Source organism: Micrococcus flavus (assembly GCF_014204815.1).
Lineage (GTDB): Bacteria > Actinomycetota > Actinomycetes > Actinomycetales > Micrococcaceae > Micrococcus > Micrococcus flavus.
The window spans coordinates 1,835,481-1,858,485 of sequence record NZ_JACHMC010000001.1 but is presented as its reverse complement, the minus strand read 5'-3'; the positions used below and the strand labels follow the sequence as shown (position 1 = coordinate 1,858,485).

Here is a 23,005-nt window from a genome sequence, read left to right as displayed (position 1 = left end):
GCGGATCGGGCCGGTCAGCGGCAGATCGCGGGGGAGTTCTCGAGCAGGGCGCCGGTGGCGTCCACCATGCAGGGCTCGAAGGTGAAGATCACGAGGGTGCCGAGCACGATGATCGCGGCGGTGGCCACGTACAGGATCATGGAGAGCCAGAAGCGCACGCCGTCACGCTCGGCGTAGTCGTTGATGATCGTGCGGACGCCGTTGGCGCCGTGCAGCATGGCCAGCCACAGGAGGGCCAGGTCCCAGAACAGCCACAGCGGGTGGGCCCACTTGCCGGCCACGAACCCGAAGTCGATCCCGGAGATGCCGTCCCCGACCATCAGGTTCGAGAAGATGTGCACGAACACGAGCACGACGAGGATCACGCCGGACACCCGCATGAACAGCCACGCGAGCATCTCGAAGTTGCCCTTGCCGGACTCGCCGCGGGTGTACTTGGGATCGATGCGGCCGGTGCGCGGGGCCGCGATGGTGGTCTCAGGGGTGCTCATGATCAGTGACCTCCGAAGGCGAGCGTGAGGTGACGGACGGAGAAGCCGATCAGCAGGACCGCCCAGAGGGCCAGGACGACCCACAGGAGGGTCTTGTGGTGGCGGGTGCCGCCCTTCCAGAAGTCGACCAGGATGATCCGCAGGCCGTTCAGCGCGTGGAACAGCACGGCGGCCACGAGAGCGGTCTCGCCGAGGGCGAAGTACCACGTCTTGTACGACGTCATGACGGCGTCGTAGGCCTCCGGCGACACACGCACCATGGACGTGTCCAGGACGTGGACGAGCAGGTAGAAGAAGATGACGACGCCGGTGATGCGGTGGCCCACCCAGGACCACATGCCGCCATGGCCCCGATACAGGGTTCCGCGGCCGCTCTTGGCCGGGGCCTGCGCAGTGGCGCTGGACATGGTTGATACCTCCAGGGGAATGCTCCGCACGGGGTGGGGTCGCGTGAGGGCCCCGACCGGGCGGATGCGAGTGGATTCCTGCTCTCCAGGGTAGACCCTCGGCCGCGGCCATGGGCCCCGCAGAGTGCATGTGTCCGCGGCATTCCCTACGCTGAGCGCGTGAACACCGACTCCGCCGCGGCCCCGGCCGCCTCCGACGCCATCCGGGACGCCGCGTCCGTGCCCGCCCTCGAGCGCTTCCATGCCGTGATCCCCGCCGGCGGCGTGGGCACCCGCCTGTGGCCGCTCTCGCGTGCCGCAGCGCCGAAGTTCCTCCACGACCTCACCGGTTCCGGCCAGACGCTCATCCGCGCCACGTGGGACCGCCTGGCCCCGCTCGCCCGCGGTGTCATGGTGGTCACGGGGGAGGCCCATGAGGGCGCCGTGCGCCGGCAGCTGCCGGACCTGCAGGAGCAGGACCTCGTGCTCGAGCCCGAGCCCAAGGACTCCGCCGCCGCGATCGGCCTGGCCGCGGCCATCCTGTCCCTGCGCGACCCGGACACGATCATGGGCTCCTTCGCGGCCGACCAGGTGATCGGCCCCGTGGAGGTGTTCCAGGACGCCGTGGCGCAGGCCGTGGCCACCGCGGCCACGGGCCGGATCGTGACGATCGGCATCACCCCCTCGCACCCGGCCACGGGCTTCGGGTACATCCGCTCCGGTCGGCGGCTTCGGGTCGAGGGCGCTCCGGACGCGCACGACGTCGCCGCGTTCGTGGAGAAGCCCGATCGGCGGGTGGCCGAGCGCTACGTGACCTCCGGCCGCTACCTGTGGAACGCCGGCATGTTCGTGGCCCCCGTGGCCCTCATGCTCGAGCACCTCGCGGCCCACGAGCCGGACCTGCACGCCGGGATCATGGAGATCGCCCGCGCATGGGACACCCCGCAGCGGGACGAGGTCATGGCGCGGGTGTGGCCGGGCCTGAAGAAGACCGCCATCGACTACGCGGTCGCGGAGCCCGCCGCCACCGCCGGCGACGTCGCCGTCATCCCCGGCACGTTCACGTGGGACGACGTGGGCGACTTCGCCGCGATCGCCCGCCTGAACCCGGCGAGGGACGCGTCCGGCATCACCGTCATCGGCGACACGCCCCGCGTCTACTCCTCGGACGCCTCCGGCGTCGTGGTCACGGACAGCGACCGCGTGATCGCCCTGATCGGGATCGAGGACGTGGTGGTGGTGGACACCGGCGACGCCCTGCTGGTGACCACCACGGAGCACGCCCAGGACGTGAAGAAGGCGGTCGAGTCGCTCAAGGCGCGCGGCGCCGACGACGTCCTCTGACCCGTCCGGCTCCGTCCGCCCGGCCCCGCATGCGCCCGGGCCGGCCGGAGTAGGGTGCTGGGCCATGAGCACCTCCGAGTCCGTCGTCGCCGAGCCCGCCCCGCGCGTCGCCCTTCCGTCCGTGGCCTCCGTCGTGGCGCAGCTGGAGCGGGAGGTGATCGGCGTGCGCCGGGACCTGCACCGCCACCCGGAGCTGTCCTACGAGGAGTACCGGACCACGGACCGGATCATGGAGGCGCTCGCCGAGCACGGGCTCTCCCCGGTGCGCCTGCAGGACACCGGTGCGTACGTGGACGTCGGCGAGGGGCCGCTCGTGCTGGCCCTGCGCGCGGACATCGACGCCCTCCCCGTGGAGGAGGAGACCTCCCTGCCGTACGTCTCCGTGAACGACGGCGTGGCCCACGCCTGCGGACACGACATGCACACCGCCGTCATGGTGGGCACCGCCCTGACCCTGGCCCGGATCCTGCGCGGCGCCACCTCCGACCGGGCGCTGCGGGCCGTCGCGGACCGCGCTCACGGCCGGGTGCGCATCATCTTCCAGCCCGCCGAGGAGCGGCTGCCCGGCGGCTCGCTGTCCGTCATCCGCCAGGGAGTCCTCGAGGGCGTGCCGCGCATCCTGGCCGCGCACTGCGACCCGCACTTCGACGTCGGCACGATCGGCACGCGCATCGGTGCCATCACGTCCGCGGCGGACACGCTGCGCATCACCCTCACGGGCCGTGGCGGCCACACCTCGCGTCCGCACCTGACGGAGGACATGGTCTTCGCGCTGTCCCAGATCGCCGTCAACGTCCCGGCGGTGCTCTCCCGGCGCATCGACGTGCGCTCCGCCGTGTCCGTGGTGTGGGGCCAGATCGCGGCGGGGTCCGCGCCCAACGCGATCGACAACACCGGCTACCTCGCGGGCACCATGCGCTGCCTCGACGCCGGGGTGTGGGAGGAGGCCGGCACCCTCCTGGACGAGGTCGTGACGCAGGTGGCGGCCCCCTACGGCGTGGATGTCCGGATGGACCACATCCGCGGCGTGCCCCCGGTGGTCAACACGGAGGCCGAGACGGCGCTGATCGAGACCGCCGCACGTCGTGAGCTGGGGGCCCGGGCCATCCAGCTGACCCCCCAGTCCATGGGCGGAGAGGACTTCGCCTGGATGACCCAGGAGGTCCCCGGCTCCATGCTCCGCCTCGGCACCCGCACGCCGGGTGGCACCACGTACGACCTGCACCGGGGGGACTACGCGCCGGACGAGCGCGCGATCGGTGTGGGCATGCGCGTGTTCGCCGCCGCGGCCCTCGAGGCGCTGACCTCCGGAGGGGTGTGACGGGGCCGGGGGCCGGGACGGCGGGGCGTCCGCGGACCCGCCCGGCATCATGCCCCAGGCGAACTTTGGGTAAACTCCCACCCAGGATGCTGTGACCCGTCCCACGCCCCGCGCCGGCCCGGGCACCGCATCGTCCCTCCGTCCCCGGAGGGGCAGTCCGCACCGCGCCTTCTCGAAATGAGGATCCCCATGGGCATCGTCTCCCCGTCGTCCGAGCGCCGCCGCTCCCTCCTGCTCCCCGCCGCCCTCCTGGGCGCGTCCGGCCTGCTGCTGGCCGGCTGCGGCGCCCCGCCCGCCGAGTCCGGCTCCTCCGCGTCGGGCGGCTCCGCCGCCGTGACCGCCGACGCCGCCGCCGGCTCGGACAACAAGGACTACAAGGCCTGCATCGTCTCCGACCAGGGCGGCTTCGACGACCGCTCCTTCAACCAGTCCTCCTACGAGGGCCTGAAGGCCGCCGAGGAGGCCTACGGCATCGAGACCAACGAGGCCGAGTCCCAGGACCCGGGCGACTTCACCCCGAACGTCAACTCCATGGTGCAGGCCGACTGCGACTCCGTGATCGGCGTGGGCTTCCTCCTCGGCGACGCGATCAAGCCGATCGCCCAGGCCAACCCGGAGACCCACTTCCTGGGCGTGGACGTCACCGACGACGGCTTCTCGGACAACGTCAAGAAGCTCACCTACGACACGGCGCAGGCCGCCTTCCTGGCCGGCTACGCCGCCGCGGCGACCACCGAGACCGGCACCGTGGCCACCTACGGCGGCATGGAGATCCCCACCGTGACGATCTTCATGGACGGGTTCGCCGCGGGTGTGGAGCACTACAACGAGACCAAGGGCGAGGACGTCAAGCTCCTCGGCTGGGACCGCAAGGCCAAGACCGGCTCCTTCACCGGCGACTTCGAGAACCAGGCCAACGGCAAGACCAACACCGCCAACTTCATCAACGAGGGCGCGGACATCGTGATGCCCGTGGCCGGGCCCGTGGGCCTGGGCACCATCGACGCCGTCAAGGAGGCCAACGGCGCCGGCAAGGACGTCAAGGTCATCTGGGTCGACTCGGACGGCTACGAGTCCACCGAGGCCGGCGACATCATGCTCACCTCCGTGGTGAAGAACATGGGCCAGTCCGTGGCCGACGTGCTGGGGCAGGACGTGAAGGGCGAGTTCGACAGCGCCCCGTACGTGGGCACCCTGGAGAACGAGGGCGTGAAGCTCGCCCCGTTCCACGACTTCGAGGACGAGGTCTCCCAGGAGACCAAGGACGAGCTGAAGAAGCTGCAGGAGCAGATCATCTCCGGCGAGCTGACGGTCGACTCCGAGTACTCCCCGAAGTCCTGACCCGCACCGCTGTGGACTCCGGCAGACTGGGGCCGGCGTCGTCCCTCCTCGGAGGGCTGGCGTCGGCCCCGGCCCGCGTCCGACGCACCCCGTCACAGGAAGGCCCCCCATGAAGCTCGAGCTGCGCGGCATCACCAAGCGCTTCGGCTCCTTCGCCGCCAACGAGGACGTCCACCTGACGGTGGAGTCCGGCCGCGTCCACACCCTGCTGGGCGAGAACGGCGCCGGCAAGTCCACCCTGATGAACGTCCTCTTCGGCCTCTACGAGCCGACGGAGGGGGAGATCCTCCTGGACGGCCGGCCCGTGCGCTTCTCCGGCCCGGGCGAGGCGATGCGCGCGGGCATCGGCATGGTGCACCAGCACTTCATGCTCGTGCCCGTGTTCACCGTGGCGGAGAACGTGGCCCTGGGCGACGAGAGCACCCGCGCCGCCGGCGTCCTGGACCTCGAGCAGACCGGCCGCCGCATCCGGGAGATCTCGGACCAGTACGGCTTCCACGTGGACCCGGACGCGGTGGTGGAGGACCTGCCCGTGGGCGTCCAGCAGCGTGTGGAGATCATCAAGGCCCTCGTGCGGGACGCCCGCATCCTGATCCTCGACGAGCCCACCGCGGTGCTCACCCCCCAGGAGACCGACGAGCTCCTCGACATCATCCGCCAGCTGCGTGCGGACGGCACCGCGGTGGTGTTCATCTCCCACAAGCTGCGCGAGGTCAAGGCGATCTCCGACGACATCACGGTGCTCCGCCGCGGCCGGGTGGTCGGCACCGCGGACCCCTCCGCCTCCGCGGCCGAGCTGGCCGCGCTCATGGTGGGCCGGGACGTTGCACTCCACCGGGAGAAGGCGGAGCCGCGCCTGGGCGAGGAGACCTTCCGCGTGGAGCACCTCACCGTGGTCGGCCCCACCGGCCAGGTCCTCGTGGACGACGTCTCCTTCGGCATCCGCCAGGGCGAGGTGCTGGCCGTCGCCGGCGTGCAGGGCAACGGCCAGACCGAGCTGATCGAGGCCATCATGGGTCTCCAGGCCAAGGCCACGGGCTCCGTGCGGCTGGACGGCGAGGAGCTGCTGGGCCGCAGCACCCGCCGGATCATCCGCGCCGGGGTGGGCTACGTGCCCGAGGACCGCTCCACCGACGGCCTCGTGGGCTCGTTCTCCGTGGCGGAGAACATGGTGCTGAACCGCTACGACACCGCCCCGGCGGGCTCGGCCCTGCAGATGCGCCCCTCCGCGGTGCGCGCCCTCGCCGAGCAGCGCGTGGCCGAGTTCGACGTCCGGACGCAGGGCGTGGATGTGCCCGTGGGGACGCTCTCGGGCGGCAACCAGCAGAAGGTCGTCATGGCCCGCGAGCTCGTGGACGGGCTGCGCCTGTTCATCGCCTCCCAGCCGACGCGCGGCGTGGACGTGGGCTCGATCGAGTTCCTCCATGACCGGATCGTCGCCGAGCGCGACGCCGGCACCCCGGTGCTGATCGTGTCCACCGAGCTGGACGAGGTCATGGAGCTCGCCGACCGGATCGCCGTGATGTACCACGGCCGGATCGTGGACATCGTGCCCGGGGACGCCTCGCGCGACCGCCTGGGCCTGCTGATGGCGGGACAGACCGCCCAGGACACCGACCAGGAAGGACCGCGCGCATGAGCACCGCCGTGGCCGAGCGTCCCGCCGGGACGTCCACACCCCGGGGGGAGTCCGCGTTCCGGCGGATCGTCTCCGGCAACGGGATGGTCACCCTGCTGGCCGTCCTCCTGTCCCTGATCATCTCCGCCGTCCTGATCGTCCTCACGGACGAGGACGTGCAGGAGTCCGCCGGCTACCTCCTCGCGCGGCCCGCGGATGCGCTGCGCGCGGCATGGGAGGCCGTCTCCGGCGCGTACGCCGCCCTGTTCCGCGGCTCGATCCTGAACTACCGGGCGGACACGGCCGCGGACATGTTCCGTCCGCTGACCGAGACCCTGACGGTGGCCACCCCGCTGATCATCGTCTCCCTCGGCGTGGCCATCGCGTTCCGCGCGGGCCTCTTCAACATCGGCGCGCAGGGCCAGTTCATCTTCGGCGCGATGTTCGCCACGTGGTTCGGCGTGCACCTGGACCTGCCCTTCGGCGTCCACCTGCTGCTGGTCATGGCCATGGCGATCCTCGGCGGCGTCCTGTGGGGCGGCGTCGTGGGCGTGCTCAAGGCGTGGACCGGCGCGCACGAGGTGATCCTCACGATCATGCTCAACTACGTAGCGGTGAACCTCCTGGCGTACCTGCTGAACACGCCGGTGCTGCGCCGTGCGGGCACCACGAACCCCGTGTCCGACTTCCTGCCGGCCACCGCGATGTTCCCGAAGCTGCTCGGCGACGGGTTCCGGCTGCACGCCGGCTTCCTCGTGGCCCTGCTGGCCACGGCCTTCGCCTGGTGGCTGATGTCCCGCTCCACGCTCGGCTTCCGCCTGCGCGCCGTGGGCGCCAATCCCGACGCCGCCCGCACCGCCGGCATGTCCGTCAAGGGCACCTACGTGGCCGCCATGGCCCTCTCCGGCGGTCTGGCCGGCCTGGCCGGCATGGCCCACGTCTCCGGCACGGAGGGCTCCCTGAACACCTCGGTGGCCGGCTCGTTCGGCTTCGACGCCATCACGGTGGCCCTGCTCGGCCGCTCCCATCCCGTGGGGGTGCTCTTCGCGGGCCTGCTGTTCGGCGCCCTGCGCGCCGGCGGCGTGACCATGCAGACCGAGACGGGCGTGCCGATCGACATCGTGCTCGTGGTGCAGTCCATGATCGTGCTGTTCATCGCGGCCCCGCCGCTCGTCCGCGCGATCTTCCGCCTGCCGGCCCCCGGCGCGGCCCGGGCCCGCCGCAGCGCGGATCCCGTGACCCAGTCGGCCGTGGCCGGCGCGGCCGTCACCGGGGCTGCCGGCCAGTCCGCCACGCCCTCCGCCCAGACCCAGGACGCCGCCGTGTCCGCCTCCGCCGCCGACGCGCCGGCGGAGCAGGACGGCGACCCGCACCGTGAGAAGGGACAGGCCCTGTGAGCACCGCCGCCCCCCAGCCCGTGACGCCCCGGCCCGCCGTGTCCGGCACGGCCCGGACCGCCGTCCGGCCCGAGGCCGCCCAGCCCCAGAGCGTGGCGGTCCGGCACTGGTCGGTCCCGATCCTGCTGACCGTCTTCACCCTCGTCTCGCTCCTGGTGTTCGCCCTGAACGCTCCGGCCGAGACGGCCACCTTCCGCATCTCGAACCCCTCGGACGCCGTGGTCCTGCCGGACCTGACGGCGCCGACCGGCCCCACCGCCTGGATCCTCACCGCCGTGCTCGCGGCGGTCACCGTCGTCGCATGGCTGCTCACGGTGCGCGGGCGCCGCGTGCCCGGCTGGTTGGCGGGGCTGTTCGCCCTGGCGTTCGTGGCGGCGTTCCTCGTGTGGGTGGTGGGGTCCGCGAACAACACCACCGTGTTCCTCACCGGCCTGATCGCCGGGTCGTTCACCCTGGCGGTGCCGCTGATCTTCGGCTCCATGGCCGGCATCCTCTCGGAGCGCTCCGGCGTGGTGAACATCGCCATCGAGGGCCAGCTGCTGGCGGGCGCCTTCCTGGCCGCCGTCGTCGGGTCCCTGACCGGCAGCGCGTGGGCCGGGCTGATCGCCGCCGTGGTGGCCGGCGTGCTGGTCTCCTGGCTGCTGGCCGTGTTCTCCATCAAGTACCTGGTGAACCAGGTGATCGTCGGCGTCGTGCTGAACGTGCTCGTGGCCGGCCTGACCAGCTTCCTGTTCTCCACGGTGCTCTCGGACAACTCGTCCACGCTGAACTCCCCGCCGCGGTTCCCGCAGATCCGCATCCCGGGGCTCGCGGACATCCCCGTGATCGGCCCGATCCTGTTCGACCAGACGATCCTCGGCTACGGCATGTACCTGATCGTGGGCCTGCTGTGGTTCGGCCTGTTCCGCACCCGCTGGGGCCTGCGCGTGCGCGCCGTGGGCGAGCACCCCAAGGCCGCGGACACCGTGGGCATCGCCGTCAACCGCACCCGGTACCTCAGCGTCCTGCTGGGCGGTGCCGTGGCCGGCATGGGCGGCGCGTTCTTCACGCTCGTCTCCGCGTCCTCCTTCTCCAAGGAGATGACGGCCGGCCAGGGGTTCATCGCCCTCGCGGCGGTGATCTTCGGACGGTGGAACCCGATCGGCGCGTTCTTCGCGGCGCTGCTGTTCGGCTTCGCCACCAACATGCAGTATGTCCTGGCGATCCTCGGCACGCCCGTGCCGAGCCAGTTCATGGCCATGCTCCCGTACCTGGTGACGGTGTTCGCCGTCGCCGGCCTGGTGGGACGCTCCCGCGGACCCGCCGCGGCGGGCGTGCCCTACGTGAAGGAGTGAGGGATGACCGAGGCGGGCGCCGTGCCGACGCAGGAGCTGACGGAGGCGGACTGGGAGCGGCTGCGGGCGACCGCGGCCGACGCGCTCGAACTGGCCTACGCGCCGTACTCGGGCTACCGGGTGGGTGCCGCCGCGCTCACGGAGGACGGCCGCACCGTGCGCGGCTGCAACGTGGAGAACGCCTCCTTCGGCGTGACCCTGTGCGCCGAGTGCGCGCTCGTGGGGCAGCTGCACCTGGGCGGCGGGGGCCGGCTGACGGCGTTCGTGTGCGTGGGCGGGGACGGGCGGCTGATCATGCCGTGCGGGCGCTGCCGGCAGCTGCTCTGGGAGCACCACGCCCCCGGCATGGTGCTGCTCACCCCCGCCGGCGTGCGGGGGATCGAGGATGTGCTGCCGCAGGCGTTCGGCCCGGGGGACCTCGAGGCCTGACCGCCCCGTCCAGCGGACGCCCCGGCTCCGTGGCTAGGCTGAGGCCGCCGGCGGCGCGCGCCGCCGGCGAGCCACGACGCCGGAAGGGACCCTCTCCGCCATGACCACCTCCTCCTCGTCCGCCCAGGACGGCGCAGCCGCCCCCGAGGCGTTCGACGCCATCGAGGTCATCCGCCTCAAGCGGGACGGCCACCGGATCGACGACGCGCGGATCGACTGGGTGGTGGACGCCTACACCCGCGGCGTGGTGGCCCCCGAGCAGATGTCCGCCCTGGCCATGGCGATCCTGCTCAACGGCATGGACCGGGCGGAGATCTCCCGCTGGACCGCCGCCATGATCGCCTCCGGCGAGCGCATGGACTTCTCCGGCCTCACGGCTCCCGACGGCCGCCGCCTGGCGACCGCGGACAAGCACTCCACCGGCGGCGTGGGGGACAAGATCACCCTGCCCCTGGCCCCGCTCGTGGCGTCCTACGGCGTGGCCGTCCCGCAGCTCTCCGGCCGGGGCCTGGGCCACACGGGCGGCACCCTGGACAAGCTCGAGTCGATCCCCGGCTGGCGCGCGGACCTCACCAACGGGGAGATGATGCGCCAGCTCTCCGAGGTCGGCGCGGTGATCTGCGCGGCCGGCTCCGGCCTCGCCCCTGCGGACAAGAAGCTCTACGCGCTGCGGGACGTCACCGGCACGGTGGAGGCCATCCCGCTGATCGCCTCCTCGATCATGTCCAAGAAGATCGCCGAGGGCACCGGCACGCTCGTGCTGGACGTCAAGTGCGGCTCGGGCGCGTTCATGAAGGACGAGGCCTCCGCGCGCGAGCTGGCCCGGACGATGGTGGACCTCGGCCGCGACGCCGGTGTGGACACCTCCGCCCTCCTGACGGACATGTCCGTGCCGCTGGGCCTCACCGCGGGCAACGCCCTCGAGGTGCGCGAGTCGGTGGAGGTGCTCGCCGGCGGCGGCCCGGCCGACGTCGTGGAGCTCACCGTGGAGCTGGCGCGCGCCATGCTGGCCGGCGCGGGGATCACCGGCGTGGACCCGGCGGAGAACCTGGCCAATGGCAAGGCCATGGACGTGTGGGAGCGCATGATCGCCGCGCAGGGCGGCGACCCGCACGCCGAGCTGCCCGTGGCCCGCCACACCGACGCCGTCACGGCCGAGACCGACGGCGTCCTCACCGAGCTCGACGCGATGGCCGTCGGTCTGGCCGCGTGGCGCCTCGGCGCCGGCCGCGAGCGCCAGGGCCAGCCGGTCCAGGCGGGCGCCGGCATGGAGCTGCACGTCCGCCCCGGGGACCACGTGCGCGCCGGGCAGCCGGTGATGACCCTGCACACGGACACCCCCGAACGGTTCGACCGGGCCCGTCAGGCCCTGGAGGGCGGTTGGGCCGTCGCCACCCCGGACGACGCCGCCGCGGCGGCCCTGCGCGAGCGCTCCGTGGTCCTGGACCGGATCGGCTGAGCCGGTGCTGGAGCAGGTCGAGGCCCTCATCCTGTCCGCGGCGTCCCATCCGTGGGTCCTGCCGGTGGCGGCCGCGCTGTGCCTGCTCGACGGGGTCGTGCCCGTCTTCCCCTCGGAGTCCGTCCTCGTGGCGCTGGCCTCGATCGTCCGGGACGGGGAGCCCTTCCCGCTCACCGCGCTGTGGCTGGCCGGCTTCGCGGGGGCGTTCCTGGGGGATGTGTCCGCGTACGCGATCGGCCGCGGGGTGGGCGTGGACCGCTTTGCGTGGATGCGGCGGCCGCGGGTGCAGGCCTCGGTGGCCCTGGCCCGCCGGAACCTGGACGCCCACGGGGCGCTGCTGCTGTTCACCGCCCGGTTCATCCCCGGGGGCCGGGTGGCCGTGAACATCACGGCCGGCGCCATGCGCTACCCGCTGCCGCGCTTCGTCCTGCTGGACCTGGTGTCCACCGCGCTCTGGGCCGCGTACTCGATCGTGATCGCCCGGCTCACGGCCGGCTGGCTGGACGATGCGATCCTGCAGATCGCCCTCTCGGTGTCCGGTGCGGCGCTCGTGGGGCTGCTGCTGGACCGCGTGGTCAAGGCCGTGCTGCGCCGGCGGCTGGCCCGCGGCGGCGGGACGCTGGGGCCCGTCGAGCACGCGGTCCTGGACTGAGGGCGGCCGACGGCCCTGACGTAGAGTGTGGCGCGTGACCACGACCTCCTCGCAACCCTCCGCCGACGCCCCCTCGCCCCTCGAGACCGACCTCGGCTCCCTGCCGAAGGTGTCCCTGCACGACCACCTCGACGGTGGCCTGCGCGTGGCCACCGTCCTCGAGCTGGCCCGGGAGGCCGGCGTCGAGGTCCCGGCGGACACCGTGGACGGCCTGGCCGACTGGTTCGCCGAGCACGCCAACGGCGAGTCCCTCGAGAAGTACCTCGAGACGTTCGCCCTGACCACCTCGGTGATGCAGACCCGCGAGCAGCTGCGCCGCGTGGCCCGCGAGTTCGTGGAGGACCTCGTGGCGGACGGCGTGGTCTACGGCGAGATCCGCTGGGCCCCCGAGCAGCACCTGGCCGGCGGGCTCTCCCTGGACGAGGCCGTGGAGGCCGTCCAGGAGGGCCTGGACGAGGCGGTGGACGCCGCCGACGCCGACGGTCACGTCATCCGCGTGGGCCAGCTCGTGACCGCCATGCGGCACGCCGACCGCGCCCAGGAGATCGCCGAGCTGGCCGTGCGCCACCGGGACCGCGGCGTGGTGGGCTTCGACATCGCCGGCGCCGAGATCGGCTTCCCGCCCTCCCGCTTCGCGGACGCCTTCACGTACCTGGCCCAGCAGCACCTGCCGGTCACCGTGCACGCCGGCGAGGCCGAGGGCCTGTCCTCCATCCAGGACGCGCTCGTCTCCGGCCGTGCGCTGCGCCTGGGCCACGGCGTGCGCATCGCGGACGACATCCGGGTGGAGTTCGGCGGCCTGGACGAGGACGGCGTCCCCGTGGACGCGGACACCGGGATCGTGGACCTCGGACCCACCGCCACGTGGGTGCGCGACCGCCAGATCGCCCTCGAGGTCTGCCCGTCCTCCAACCTCCAGACCGGCGCCGTGGACGCCGGGTCCGGGATCGCCGGCCACCCGATCGACCTGCTCGTGCAGCTGGGCTTCCGCGTCACCGTGAACACGGACAACCGCCTGGTCTCGGACGTCTCCCTGACCGACGAGCTGTACCTGCTGGCCGAGACCTTCGGCTACTCCCTCTCCGAGCTGCTGGACCTGCAGCTCAACGCGGCCGAGGCCGCTTTCCTGTCCGTCGACGAGCGCGAGGAGCTCGCCGAGATCCTCGTGGCCGGCTGGAGCGAGGCGATCTCCGGGGCCTCCGGCCCGGTCCTCGAGGCCCTGCCGGCCGAGGACGACGACGAGGCGGACGCCTGATCCGCGGCCGGCGCGGAGGGGATCGGTGAGCGACGCCGTCGACCGCCTCGTGGCCACGGTCGAGGCGCTGCGCACCCACTGCCCGTGGACGCGCTCGCTCACCCACGGCGCCCTCACCGAGTACCTCGTGGAGGAGGCGTACGAGGCCGTCGAGGAGATCGACGCCCGCACGGACGCGCAGTGGGCGGACACCGCCGCCCGCCGCGCGGACGGGGCCTACGCGGCGCTCGCGGGGGAGCTGGGCGACGTCCTGTTCCAGGTGGTGCTGCACGCCGCGGTGTCCCGGCATCCGGACGCCCCGGCGTCCGAGGCCGGGTTCCGCCTGGCCGACGCGGCCGAGGCGCTCACCGCCAAGATGGTGCGGCGCAACCCGCTCGTGTTCACCCCCGACGGCCGCGTGCGCCCCGCCGAGGACCTCGCCGGCATCACGCCCGCGGACGTCGAGCTGGCCTGGGAGCGGGCCAAGCAGCAGGAGCGCGCCGCGGCCGGCGCCCCGCACGACGACGCCGTCCCCGCCTCCGCGGCCGGGGCCCCCGACGCCGGGTTCGGCGGCATCCCCGCCCGCCTGCCGGCCCTGGCCGCGGCGGCCGCCGTCGCCGACCGCGCCGGGCGGCAGGAGATGGACATCCTGGCCGTCCACGCCCCGCTCGTCGACGCCCCGCACGCGTGGGCGGACGAGGCCGCCCTCGGCGCGGAGCTGTTCGCCCTCGTCCGCCGGGCGCGCGCCGCGGGGCTGGACCCGGAGCGGGCCCTGCGCGACGTCGTCGCCCGGGTCCGCGCCGGGGACTGGGCCGCCCTCGGCGGGGCGCGGGACGGGCGACCAGGAGGCCCCGGGCCGGGGCCCGGACGCTAGGCTGAACGCGTGCCGCACCGACGCGCGCACGCGAAGTCGACTCGACTGAAGGAGACCCGTTCCATGGCCCTCATCGACGCCATCCATGCCCGCGAGATCCTGGACTCCCGCGGCAACCCCACCGTCGAGGTGGAGGTCCTGCTGACCGACGGCTCCCTCGGCCGCGCCGCGGTGCCCTCGGGCGCGTCCACCGGCGAGTTCGAGGCCGTCGAGCGCCGCGACGGGGACACGGAGCGCTACCTGGGCAAGGGCGTCCGCGACGCCGTCGCTGCGGTGGAGGAGATCGCCGAGGAGCTCGAGGACGAGGTCGCCGCGGACCAGCGCGCGATCGACCGCCTCATGCTGGACATCGACGGCACGGAGAACAAGGGCAAGCTGGGCGCCAACGCGGTGCTCGGCGTCTCCATGGCCGTGGCCGTGGCCGCCGCCCAGTCCGCCGACCTTCCGCTGTACAAGTACCTGGGCGGCCCGAACGCCCACGTGCTGCCCGTGCCGATGATGAACATCCTCAACGGCGGCGCCCACGCGGACTCCAACGTGGACATCCAGGAGTTCATGATCGCCCCGATCGGCGCGCCCTCCTTCTCGGAGGCCCTGCGCTGGGGCGCCGAGGTCTACCACACGCTCAAGAAGGTGCTGCAGGAGAAGGGCCTGTCCACCGGACTGGGCGACGAGGGCGGCTTCGCCCCGTCCCTCGAGTCCAACCGCGCCGCCCTGGACCTGATCGCCGAGGCCGTGAAGAGGGCCGGCTACACCCTCGGCGAGGACATCGCCCTGGCCCTGGACGTGGCCTCCTCCGAGTTCTGCGAGCAGGGCTCCTACACCTTCGAAGGCGAGAAGCGCTCCTCCGAGGACATGGCCGCGTACTACACCGAGCTCGTGGACAACTACCCGATCGTCTCCATCGAGGACCCGCTCGACGAGAACGACTGGGACGGCTGGCGCCTGCTCACCGAGGCCCTCGGCGACCGCGTGCAGCTGGTGGGCGACGACCTGTTCGTCACCAACGTCTCCCGCCTGCAGCGCGGCATCGACGAGCAGTCGGGCAACGCCCTCCTGGTGAAGGTCAACCAGATCGGCTCCCTGACCGAGACCTTCGACGCGATCGCCCTGGCCCAGCGCCACCGGTTCCACTGCATGATCTCCCACCGCTCGGGCGAGACCGAGGACACCTTCATCGCCGACCTCGCCGTGGCCACCAACGCCGGCCAGATCAAGACCGGCGCCCCGGCCCGCTCGGACCGGGTGGCCAAGTACAACCAGCTGCTGCGCATCGAGGAGGACCTGGGCGACGCCGCCGTGTACGCCGGGCGCTCCGCGTTCCCGCGCTTCCGCGGCTGACCGCGCCCCGCCGCCACGGGCCCGCCCGGACTCGCTCCGGGCGGGCCCGTGGCGTCCGGGGGTCGGCGCCGCCCCGCAGCCCCCGTCCAGGCGGGGCGACTACCCTGGGAGGGCACGCCCGTCGCCCCGGCGGCGGGCCGTCCCGCCCGTCCGCCGAGGACGGCCGCCCGACCCGAAGGAGCCCGGCATGAGCCCTCGCCGCCCCCGTCTGCCCCGCGTGGCGGCCGCGGAGCCCGAGGTCGTCGCCGCGCCCCCTCGCCGCCCCGCAGCCCGTCCAGCCCCGGAGGCGCGCCCCGTCCTCGTCGAGCCGACGCCGCCCGTCGCCGCGCCCGTGGAACCCGACGGCGGCGAGGTCATCGACCTGCGCCGCGCCCAGCGGCACCGCGAGGAGGAGACCGCCCTTCATGCGCAGGCGCACCGGCGGACGCAGGAGCGCCGCGCGGCGTCCCGGGCGGCCCGCAGCCGTCTCGAGGACGACCGCGCGGAGGACCGGATGCGGGCAGCGCGCGTGGCCGGGGCCCGGCGTCGCGCACCGCTGCCCGAGCCCGTGCCCGCCCGGCAGATCACCGGCCGCTCGCTCGTGGTGGTGGCCGTGCTGCTGATCGCCGCCGTCCTGGTGGCGCCCACCGCGCGGCTGCTGCTCAACCAGCGGCTGGAGATCGCGGCCATGGAGCAGGAGATCGCCGAGCAGGAGCGGCTGCACGCGGAGTACGAGGAGCAGATCCGCCGCTGGGACGACCCGCAGTACGTGGCCCAGCAGGCCCGGGAGCGGCTCGGCCTGGTGATGCCGGGGGAGACCCTCTACACCGCCACCCACCTGCCGGAGGAGGACACCGCGGCGGAGGAGCCCGCCGGGGGGCCCGAGGAGGAGGGCGTGAACGCGCGCCTGCCGTGGGTCGAGGGCCTGTGGGACTCCGCCGTCCGCGCCGCCACCGAATGACCCGCCCGCACAGAAGCCCCGACCCGGAGGACGCCATGACCGAGAACCCCCGCACCGTCACCGAGCAGGACCTGGACACGCTGTCCCGCCAGCTCGGCCGACCGGTGCGCGACGTGGTGGAGATCGGTGCGCGCTGCGTGTGCGGGAACCCCCTCGTGGCCACCACCGCCCCGCGCCTGTCCAACGGGATCCCCTTCCCCACGACCTTCTACCTCACCCACCCCGTGCTCACCTCCGCCGTGTCCCGGCTCGAGGCCGCGGGGGTGATGGCGGAGATGAACGAGCGCCTCGCGCAGGACGACGACCTCGCCGCGGCCCACCGCGCCGCCCACGAGGCGTACCTGGCCGAGCGGGAGCGGGTGGGCCGGGAGGCCGGCACCGGAGAGGTCCCGGAGATCGCCCACGTCTCCGCGGGCGGCCTGCCCGAGAGGGTGAAGTGCCTCCATGCGCTGGTGGGCCACGCGCTGGCCGCGGGCCCCGGCGTCGACCCGCTCGGCGACGAGGCGCTGGCCGCCGTCCGGGAGTGGTGGACCCCCGAGGCGTGCGCGTGCGCCGGGGCGTGGGACGAGTCCGCCCCCGTCCCCTCGAAGGACCTGTCCCGGCATGTCCGGCACCTGGCCCGGGTGGAGGCCCTGGAGAGGGTCACCGTGGCCGCGGTGGACTGCGGCACCAACTCCATCCGGCTGCTGATCGCCCGCCCCGCGGGCGCGGAGGACGCCGACGGCCCGGCGCCGGACGCTCCGCTGGAGGACGTGGTCCGGGAGATGCGCGTGGTGCGCCTGGGCGAGGGCGTGGACGCCACCGGCGCCTTCTCGGCCGCCGCGCTCGAGCGCACCTTCGCCGCGGTGGACGAGTACGCCCATCTCGTCAAGCGGCACCACGCCGGGACCGTGCGCTTCGTGGCCACCTCCGCCAGCCGCGACGTCTCCAACCGGGAGGCCTTCGTGGCCGGGGTGTCCGAGCGCCTGGGCGTGGCGCCCGAGGTGGTCTCCGGCGTCGAGGAGGCGCGTCTGTCCTTCGCGGGCGCGGTCTCCGCGGTGGACGTCACCGCGCTCGGCGCCGAGGACCTGGTGCTGGTGGTGGACCTCGGCGGCGGCTCCACGGAGTTCGTGGTGGGCACCCCGGACGGGCGCGTGGCGGACGCGGTCAGCATGGACATGGGCTGCGTCCGCTACACCGAGCGCTTCGCGCTCTCCGACCCGCCCGCGGAGGACGAGCTCGCCGCCGCGCGCGCGTCCGTGTCCGCCGTCCTGGACGACGTCGCCGCGCGCCTGCCGCTGGAGCGGGTGCGGGCCGTCGTCGGCGTGGCGGGCACGGTGACCACCGTGACGGCCGAGGCCCTCGGGCTGGCGGAGTACGACCCCGCGGTCCTGCACGGGGCGGAGCTGTCGGTGGCGGAGGTCCGGGCGGCGGCGGACCGGCTCGTGTCCGCCACCCGGCAGGAGCGGGCCGCGCGCGGCTTCATGCACCCCGGGCGGGTGGACGTGATCGGCGCCGGTGCGCTGATCTGGGCACAGATCGTGGAGCGGGTCGCGCAGGCGTCCGGCACGGGCCGGGTGGTGACCAGCGAGCACGACATCCTGGACGGGATCGCCCGGTCCCTGCGCCGCTGAGGTGACCGCGGCGGGGCCCCCGGACGTGGGAGCGCCCGTGGCCGCGGGCATAGGATGGGCCCCATGTCTACCACCCCAGATCTCTCCCCGAAGCCGCGCCTGCTGATCGTCGGCGGCGGCTACGCCGGATACCACGTCGCCCGCGAGCTGCAGAAGAAGGTCGCCGACCGCGGCGGCGTCGTGACCGTCGTCGATCCGCGCCCGTACATGACGTACTACCCGTTCCTGCCCGAGGTCGTGGGCGGGCACATCGAGGGCCGCCACGTGAACGTGGACCTGCAGACGCACCTCAAGGACGCCGAGGTCGTGCGCGGCGCCGTCGTGTCCGTGGACCACGCCGGCCGCACCGCCGTGGTGCGCGGCGAGGGCGGCGACGAGTTCGAGATCCCGTACCAGGACATCGTGATGACCGCGGGCGCCGTGACCCGCGTGTTCCCGATCCCCGGGCTCGGCGAGCAGGGCATCGGCCTCCGCTCGGTCGAGGAGGCCGTGCAGCTGCGCAACCAGATCCTGGAGCGCCTGGACGCCGGCTCCCTGATGACCGATGCCGAGGAGCGCCGGCGCGCCCTCACCTTCGTGGTGGTGGGCGGCGGGTTCGCAGGCATCGAGACCATCGCCGAGATGGAGAACCTCATCCGCAACGCGGTGGAGCGCAACGAGCGCCTCTCGCAGTCCGAGGTCCGGATCGTCCTCGTGGAGGCCATGGGCCGGATCATGCCCGAGGTGTCCGAGGAGCAGGCCGCGGGCGTGGTGGAGCACCTGAAGTCCCGCGGCATCGAGGTGCTGCTGAACACCTCCCTGGGGGACGCCACCGACGGCGTCATGAAGCTGGTGTCCATGCCCTCCAAGGAGGAGGCGGACACCTTCGCCGCGGACACCCTCGTGTGGTGCGCGGGCGTGGTGGCCAACTCCGTGGTCAAGAGCACCGACTTCCCGGTGGACGACCGCGGCCGCGTGGAGGCCACCCCCACCCTGCAGATCAAGGACGGCGAGGCCGGCGCGCTCGAGGGCGCGTGGGCCTGCGGCGACGTCTCCGCGGTGCCGGACCTCACCGGCGCCGGCCCGGGCGGCTTCTGCGTCCCGAACGCCCAGCACGCCATCCGTCAGGCCAAGCGCCTGGCCGCCAACTACATGGCCGTGCGCCACGGCGAGGGCGAGGTGCAGGAGTACGTGCACAAGTCCCTGGGCACCGTGGCCGGCATGGGCTTCGGCCGTGGCGTGGGCAACCCGCTGGGCACCAAGATCTCCGGCATCCCGGCGTTCCTGGCCCACCGCGGCTACCACGGCTATGCGATGCCCACCCTGGAGCGGAAGTTCCGCATCCTCTCGGGCTGGGTGGCCGAGACGCTGTTCGGCCGCGACTCCACTTCCATCGCCGCGCAGGACACCCCGTTCAACGAGTTCCGCGCCGCCGCCGGCGTGGAGCTGGAGCCGGGCAGGTTCACCAAGCCCGAGCTCGAGGCCGCCAAGGCCTGACCTCCGTACCGCACGGCCCCGCCCGCGATCCCTCGGGCGGGGCCGTGCGGCACCCCCGGCGTCCGAGGGCGCCGGCCAGCCCCCGTAGCCCAATCGGCAGAGGCATCCGACTTAAAATCGGCGTGGTGCGGGTTCGAGTCCCGCCGGGGGCACTCGACGGCACCGTCGCTCTCAGTCCGCCCCCAGGAACTCGGCCCTGCGAGAACAGGGGGCCGGGAACGGTCCCGGGGCGGTGCCTACCCGTGGCGGGCCGGGGCCGCCCCGGTAGACTGGACCGCAACCCCCGGAACACGAGTGAAGTGCACCTCACGCCGTGTGTCCGGGCCGATCATGACCCGAAGGAGCGAGCCGTGGCCAACCCGGTGATGAACTCGAAGAACTTCCAGCAGCAGATGCACGCCGGCGCCCCGCAGCCGGGGTGGTACCAGGGCGGCGGCCAGCAGACCGCCCCCGGCCCGTACGGGCAGCAGCAGAGCCCTTACGGACAGCAGAGCCCCTACGGCCAGGCCCAGGCGTTCGGCGCGGGCCAGGCCGCCCAGCAGGCGGCGCACCAGCAGTCCATGGAGGACGCCTTCCGCGCGCCCGCCGCGGGCGCCGGCCAGACCGGCCGCATGACCTACAACGACATCGTGGGCAAGACCGCCCTGATGCTCGTGCTCGTGGTGGCCGGCGGCGTCGTCGGCTGGTCCTCGCCGGGGCTGATGATCATCGGCGCCATCGTGGGCCTCGTGCTCGGCCTGGTGAACTCCTTCAAGCGGGAGCCCTCGCCGGTGCTCATCATGGCCTACGCCCTGGCGCAGGGCCTGTTCCTCGGCGGCATCTCCGCCGTGTTCGATGCCTCCTACCCGGGCATCGTGGTGCAGGCCGTGCTCGGCACCTTCTCCGTGTTCGCCGTGATGCTGGCGCTCTACACCTCCGGCAAGTTCCGCCCCACCCCGCGCATGACCAAGATCGTCCTGGCGGCCATGGTCGGCTATATGCTCTTCATGCTGCTGAACCTGGTCCTGACCTGGACCGGCGTGGCCAACCTGCGTGAGGGCGGCCTGGGCCTGGTCGTCGGCGCGATCGCCGTGCTCCTCGCCGCCTACTCGCTCACCCTCGACTTCGAGATGGGCGCCCAGGGCGTGAAGAACGGCGCCCCCCAGAAGTACTCCTGGACCGTGGCCTTCGGCCTGACGGTCACCCTCATCTGGCTGTACGTCGAGATCCTGCGCATCATCGCGATCTTCCGCAGCAACGACTGACACCCCCGGCCCTCCCGGGCCGACCCCGACGACGCCCCCGGGCGCCGGTGGACTCCACCCCGGCGCCCGGGGGCGTCGCCGTGTCCGAGTCTGGCACCCCGAGCGGCGTAGATTGGGAGCGATCCCCGTCCGTCCCGTCCGGCCCCCAGCCCGACGCCCCCCACCGCAAGGAGACCCGCGCATGAGCGTGCCGCCCGAGGCGTCCGCCGCCGACGCCGCTCCCCGCCCCGCCGGCGCCGCCCTCCCGGCCGCCGAGGACGCGCGCTTCGGCGCGCCCGCGGCCTCGGGCGCCCAGTTCCGTCTGGCCCGCGGCGGCGCGGAGGCCATGGTGGTGGGGCTGGCCGGCGCGCTGCGCACCTACCGGGTGGACGGCGTCGACGTCACCGAGCCCTACGGCCCGGACATCGTCCCGCCCGCCGGCAACGGCATCCAGATGAGCCCGTGGCCGAACCGGGTGGCGGGCGGCCGGTGGAGCCTCGACGGCGCCGAGCAGGTGCTCGACGTCACCGAGCCCGCCCGCGGGAACGCGATCCACGGCCTGCTGCGCAACACCCACCTGGTGCCGGAGGAGGTCTCCGACCACGCGGTGACGCTGCGGGGCGAGATCCACCCCCAGCACGGCTGGCCGTTCCGCCTCACCCACCGGGTGACGTACGCCCTCGCGGAGAACGGCGCGCTCACCGTGACCATGTCCCTGCAGAACCACGCCGCCGCCGTCGCCCCGGTGGCCTTCGGGGCGCACCCGTTCCTGCGCATCGGGGACGTGCCCACCGAGGAGCTCACGCTGCGCGTGGCCGCGGACTCCTGGATCCGCACGGACGAGCGCCTCATCCCCGTGGCCACCGAGCCCGCGGAGGGGTCCGATCACGACTTCCGCGGCGGACGTCGGGTGGGCTCCGCCGCCCTGGACGTCGGCCTGACGAGCCTCACCCCGGACGCGGACGGCCGGCACCGGGCGCGGCTCGTCGCCCCGGACGGACGCACCGTGGCACTGTGGAGCGACCCCGCGTTCACGTGCACGCACGTCTTCGTCACCGACCGCCTCCCGGGGCGGGCAGTGGCCCTGGCCGTGGAGCCGCTGACGGCCCCCGCGGACGCCCTCAACTCCGGCACCGGCCTCCACCGTCTCGCCCCGGGGGAGACCTTCACCGCCCGCTGGGGCATCACCGCGGACCTCCGCACCCCCTCCCACATCGACCGACAGGAGAGCCGGGCATGAGCGCCACGCTCGCGGCACAGACCAAGATCAACAAGGACGTCCCCTACGGGCTGACCGTCGCCGCCGCCTGGTCCTGGCGGATCGTGGCCATCGTGATCGGCCTCGGGGTGGTCTGGTACCTCTCCGGCTTCGTGAGCCTGGTGATCATCCCCGTGATCGTCGCCGCGCTGCTGGCCGTCCTCCTGGCCCCGGTGTACCGGCTGCTGCTGCGGGCGAAGGTGCCCGCGGTGCTCGCGGCCATCCTCTGCATCCTCCTGCTGGTGTCCGTGGTGGTGGGCCTGTTCTGGATGGCCGGCCAGCAGATCGTGCAGGGCTTCACGGAGCTGGGCGACCAGGTCGTGACGGGTCTGCAGGAGCTGGTGAACGCGCTGAGCGGGTGGCTCGCCGCGCAGGGGTACCAGCTGCAGCTGGACGCCTCCTCGCTGGACTCGATGTGGAACACCCTGCAGCAGAACTCGTCCACCATCATGGACGGCGTGGTCTCGTTCGGATCCACGGCCGCGAACGTGGTCACCGGCACCTTCATCGCCCTGTTCACGCTGATCTTCTTCCTGTACGACGGCGACCGCGTCTGGCGCTTCCTCCTCGCCTTCGTCCCGCGCACCAGCCGCGGGCGCGTGGACGTGGCCGGCCGCTCCGGCTGGGAGGCCCTCGGCTCCTACGTCCGCGTGCAGATCTTCGTGGCCGCGGTGGACGCCCTCGGCATCGGCCTCGGCGCCTGGCTGCTGGGCGTGCCCCTGGCCTTCCCGATCGCCGTGCTCGTGTTCCTGGCCTCGTTCATCCCGATGGTCGGCGCGGTGCTCACCGGCGCCATCGCCGTGCTGATCGCCCTCGTGACCAACGGGCCGGTGACCGCGCTGCTGATGCTCGGCGTCGTGCTCCTGGTCCAGCAGATCGAGTCCAACATCCTCCAGCCCCTGGTGATGGGCAAGGCCGTCTCCCTGCACCCGCTCGCCGTGTTCCTGGCGGTGGCCACCGGATCGGTGGTCCTGGGCATCGTGGGCGCCGTGTTCGCGGTGCCGCTGCTGGCGTTCGTCAACGCCTTCATCCGCGCCCTGCGCACCAAGGACCCGGACGAGGAGGTCGTGGCCGGCGAGCACGTGTACATCCCGAGCGAGAAGGCCCTCGCCGGCGCCCGCGAGTCCGCCAAGCTCGACCCGGAGCGCGACCCGTCCGACATCCCCGGCGAGGAGCCGGGCGGCGGCGGGACCGGCGGTGAGCACACCGGGTCCACGGCCGCGGGGGTGCAGCCGTGACGGGGACCCCGGAGACCGCCCCGGCGCCGGCCGGCG

General features: G+C 73.4%; 20 protein-coding genes and 1 tRNA gene. 19 read left to right on the top strand and 2 right to left on the bottom strand.

The window, feature by feature from the left end:
* Window positions 1-14: 14 nt before the first annotated feature.
* Together BJ976_RS08640 and sdhC are read right to left on the bottom strand one after the other, a co-directional pair.
* Window positions 15-491: a succinate dehydrogenase hydrophobic membrane anchor subunit gene (locus BJ976_RS08640; RefSeq protein ID WP_167736938.1), complete on the bottom strand. Its 477-nt coding sequence runs from the start codon at window positions 489-491 to the stop codon at window positions 15-17.
* Window positions 492-493: 2 nt separating this feature from the next.
* Entirely contained in the window at window positions 494-898 is a 405-nt protein-coding gene (sdhC, locus tag BJ976_RS08635) for a succinate dehydrogenase, cytochrome b556 subunit (protein ID WP_135030093.1), read from the bottom strand.
* 201 nt (window positions 899-1,099) lie between these two features.
* Here sdhC and BJ976_RS08630 point away from each other — a divergent pair, with 201 nt between their 5' ends.
* From BJ976_RS08630 to BJ976_RS08540, 19 genes are all read left to right on the top strand, one after another.
* Entirely contained in the window at window positions 1,100-2,221 is a 1,122-nt protein-coding gene (locus BJ976_RS08630; RefSeq protein ID WP_135030127.1) for a mannose-1-phosphate guanylyltransferase, read from the top strand.
* Window positions 2,222-2,285: 64 nt separating this feature from the next.
* On the top strand, window positions 2,286-3,542 hold the full coding sequence (locus tag BJ976_RS08625) for an amidohydrolase (RefSeq protein WP_135030095.1): 1,257 nt from the start codon (window positions 2,286-2,288) through the stop codon (window positions 3,540-3,542).
* A gap of 189 nt (window positions 3,543-3,731) precedes the next feature.
* Window positions 3,732-4,883, top strand: coding sequence for a BMP family lipoprotein (locus tag BJ976_RS08620; RefSeq protein ID WP_135030097.1), 1,152 nt, complete (start codon window positions 3,732-3,734; stop codon window positions 4,881-4,883).
* Window positions 4,884-4,992: 109 nt separating this feature from the next.
* Window positions 4,993-6,522, top strand: a complete 1,530-nt coding sequence (locus BJ976_RS08615) for an ABC transporter ATP-binding protein (protein ID WP_135030099.1) — start codon at window positions 4,993-4,995, stop codon at window positions 6,520-6,522.
* On the top strand, window positions 6,519-7,898 hold the full coding sequence (locus tag BJ976_RS08610; protein ID WP_135030101.1) for an ABC transporter permease: 1,380 nt from the start codon (window positions 6,519-6,521) through the stop codon (window positions 7,896-7,898). The genes BJ976_RS08615 and BJ976_RS08610 overlap by 4 nt, the downstream gene beginning before the upstream one ends.
* A gap of 38 nt (window positions 7,899-7,936) precedes the next feature.
* On the top strand, window positions 7,937-9,232 hold the full coding sequence (locus tag BJ976_RS08605) for an ABC transporter permease (protein ID WP_135031007.1): 1,296 nt from the start codon (window positions 7,937-7,939) through the stop codon (window positions 9,230-9,232).
* A gap of 3 nt (window positions 9,233-9,235) precedes the next feature.
* Window positions 9,236-9,661 (top strand): cytidine deaminase, encoded by a 426-nt coding sequence (locus tag BJ976_RS08600; protein ID WP_135031006.1) that lies wholly within the window; start codon window positions 9,236-9,238, stop codon window positions 9,659-9,661.
* Window positions 9,662-9,761: 100 nt separating this feature from the next.
* Entirely contained in the window at window positions 9,762-11,120 is a 1,359-nt protein-coding gene (locus tag BJ976_RS08595; protein WP_135031005.1) for a thymidine phosphorylase, read from the top strand.
* Window positions 11,121-11,124: 4 nt separating this feature from the next.
* Window positions 11,125-11,772: a DedA family protein gene (locus tag BJ976_RS08590; protein WP_184231842.1), complete on the top strand. Its 648-nt coding sequence runs from the start codon at window positions 11,125-11,127 to the stop codon at window positions 11,770-11,772.
* A 34-nt stretch (window positions 11,773-11,806) separates the two neighbouring features.
* Window positions 11,807-13,027, top strand: coding sequence for an adenosine deaminase (locus BJ976_RS08585; RefSeq protein WP_135030940.1), 1,221 nt, complete (start codon window positions 11,807-11,809; stop codon window positions 13,025-13,027).
* Between the two features lie 25 nt (window positions 13,028-13,052).
* Entirely contained in the window at window positions 13,053-13,880 is an 828-nt protein-coding gene (locus BJ976_RS08580; RefSeq protein ID WP_135030941.1) for a MazG nucleotide pyrophosphohydrolase domain-containing protein, read from the top strand.
* Window positions 13,881-13,943: 63 nt separating this feature from the next.
* Complete coding sequence (gene eno / locus BJ976_RS08575; RefSeq protein ID WP_135030942.1) at window positions 13,944-15,221, top strand: phosphopyruvate hydratase; 1,278 nt, start codon at window positions 13,944-13,946, stop codon at window positions 15,219-15,221.
* Between the two features lie 187 nt (window positions 15,222-15,408).
* Window positions 15,409-16,161: an FtsB family cell division protein gene (locus BJ976_RS08570; protein WP_135030943.1), complete on the top strand. Its 753-nt coding sequence runs from the start codon at window positions 15,409-15,411 to the stop codon at window positions 16,159-16,161.
* A gap of 35 nt (window positions 16,162-16,196) precedes the next feature.
* The gene (locus BJ976_RS12190; RefSeq protein ID WP_135030944.1) at window positions 16,197-17,774 is read left to right on the top strand and encodes a DUF501 domain-containing protein; all 1,578 of its coding nucleotides are present in this window, start codon (window positions 16,197-16,199) and stop codon (window positions 17,772-17,774) included.
* 63 nt (window positions 17,775-17,837) lie between these two features.
* Entirely contained in the window at window positions 17,838-19,250 is a 1,413-nt protein-coding gene (locus BJ976_RS08560) for an NAD(P)/FAD-dependent oxidoreductase (RefSeq protein WP_135030945.1), read from the top strand.
* Between the two features lie 78 nt (window positions 19,251-19,328).
* Window positions 19,329-19,402: transfer RNA gene (locus tag BJ976_RS08555), tRNA-Leu, on the top strand.
* Window positions 19,403-19,600: 198 nt separating this feature from the next.
* A complete protein-coding gene (locus BJ976_RS08550) occupies window positions 19,601-20,494 on the top strand; it encodes a Bax inhibitor-1/YccA family protein (protein ID WP_135030946.1) in 894 nt (297 codons plus the stop codon).
* 181 nt (window positions 20,495-20,675) lie between these two features.
* Window positions 20,676-21,713 (top strand): aldose 1-epimerase family protein, encoded by a 1,038-nt coding sequence (locus tag BJ976_RS08545; RefSeq protein ID WP_135030947.1) that lies wholly within the window; start codon window positions 20,676-20,678, stop codon window positions 21,711-21,713.
* Window positions 21,710-22,969: an AI-2E family transporter gene (locus tag BJ976_RS08540; RefSeq protein WP_184231841.1), complete on the top strand. Its 1,260-nt coding sequence runs from the start codon at window positions 21,710-21,712 to the stop codon at window positions 22,967-22,969. Before BJ976_RS08545 ends, BJ976_RS08540 begins: the two co-directional genes overlap by 4 nt.
* Window positions 22,970-23,005 lie beyond the last annotated feature (36 nt).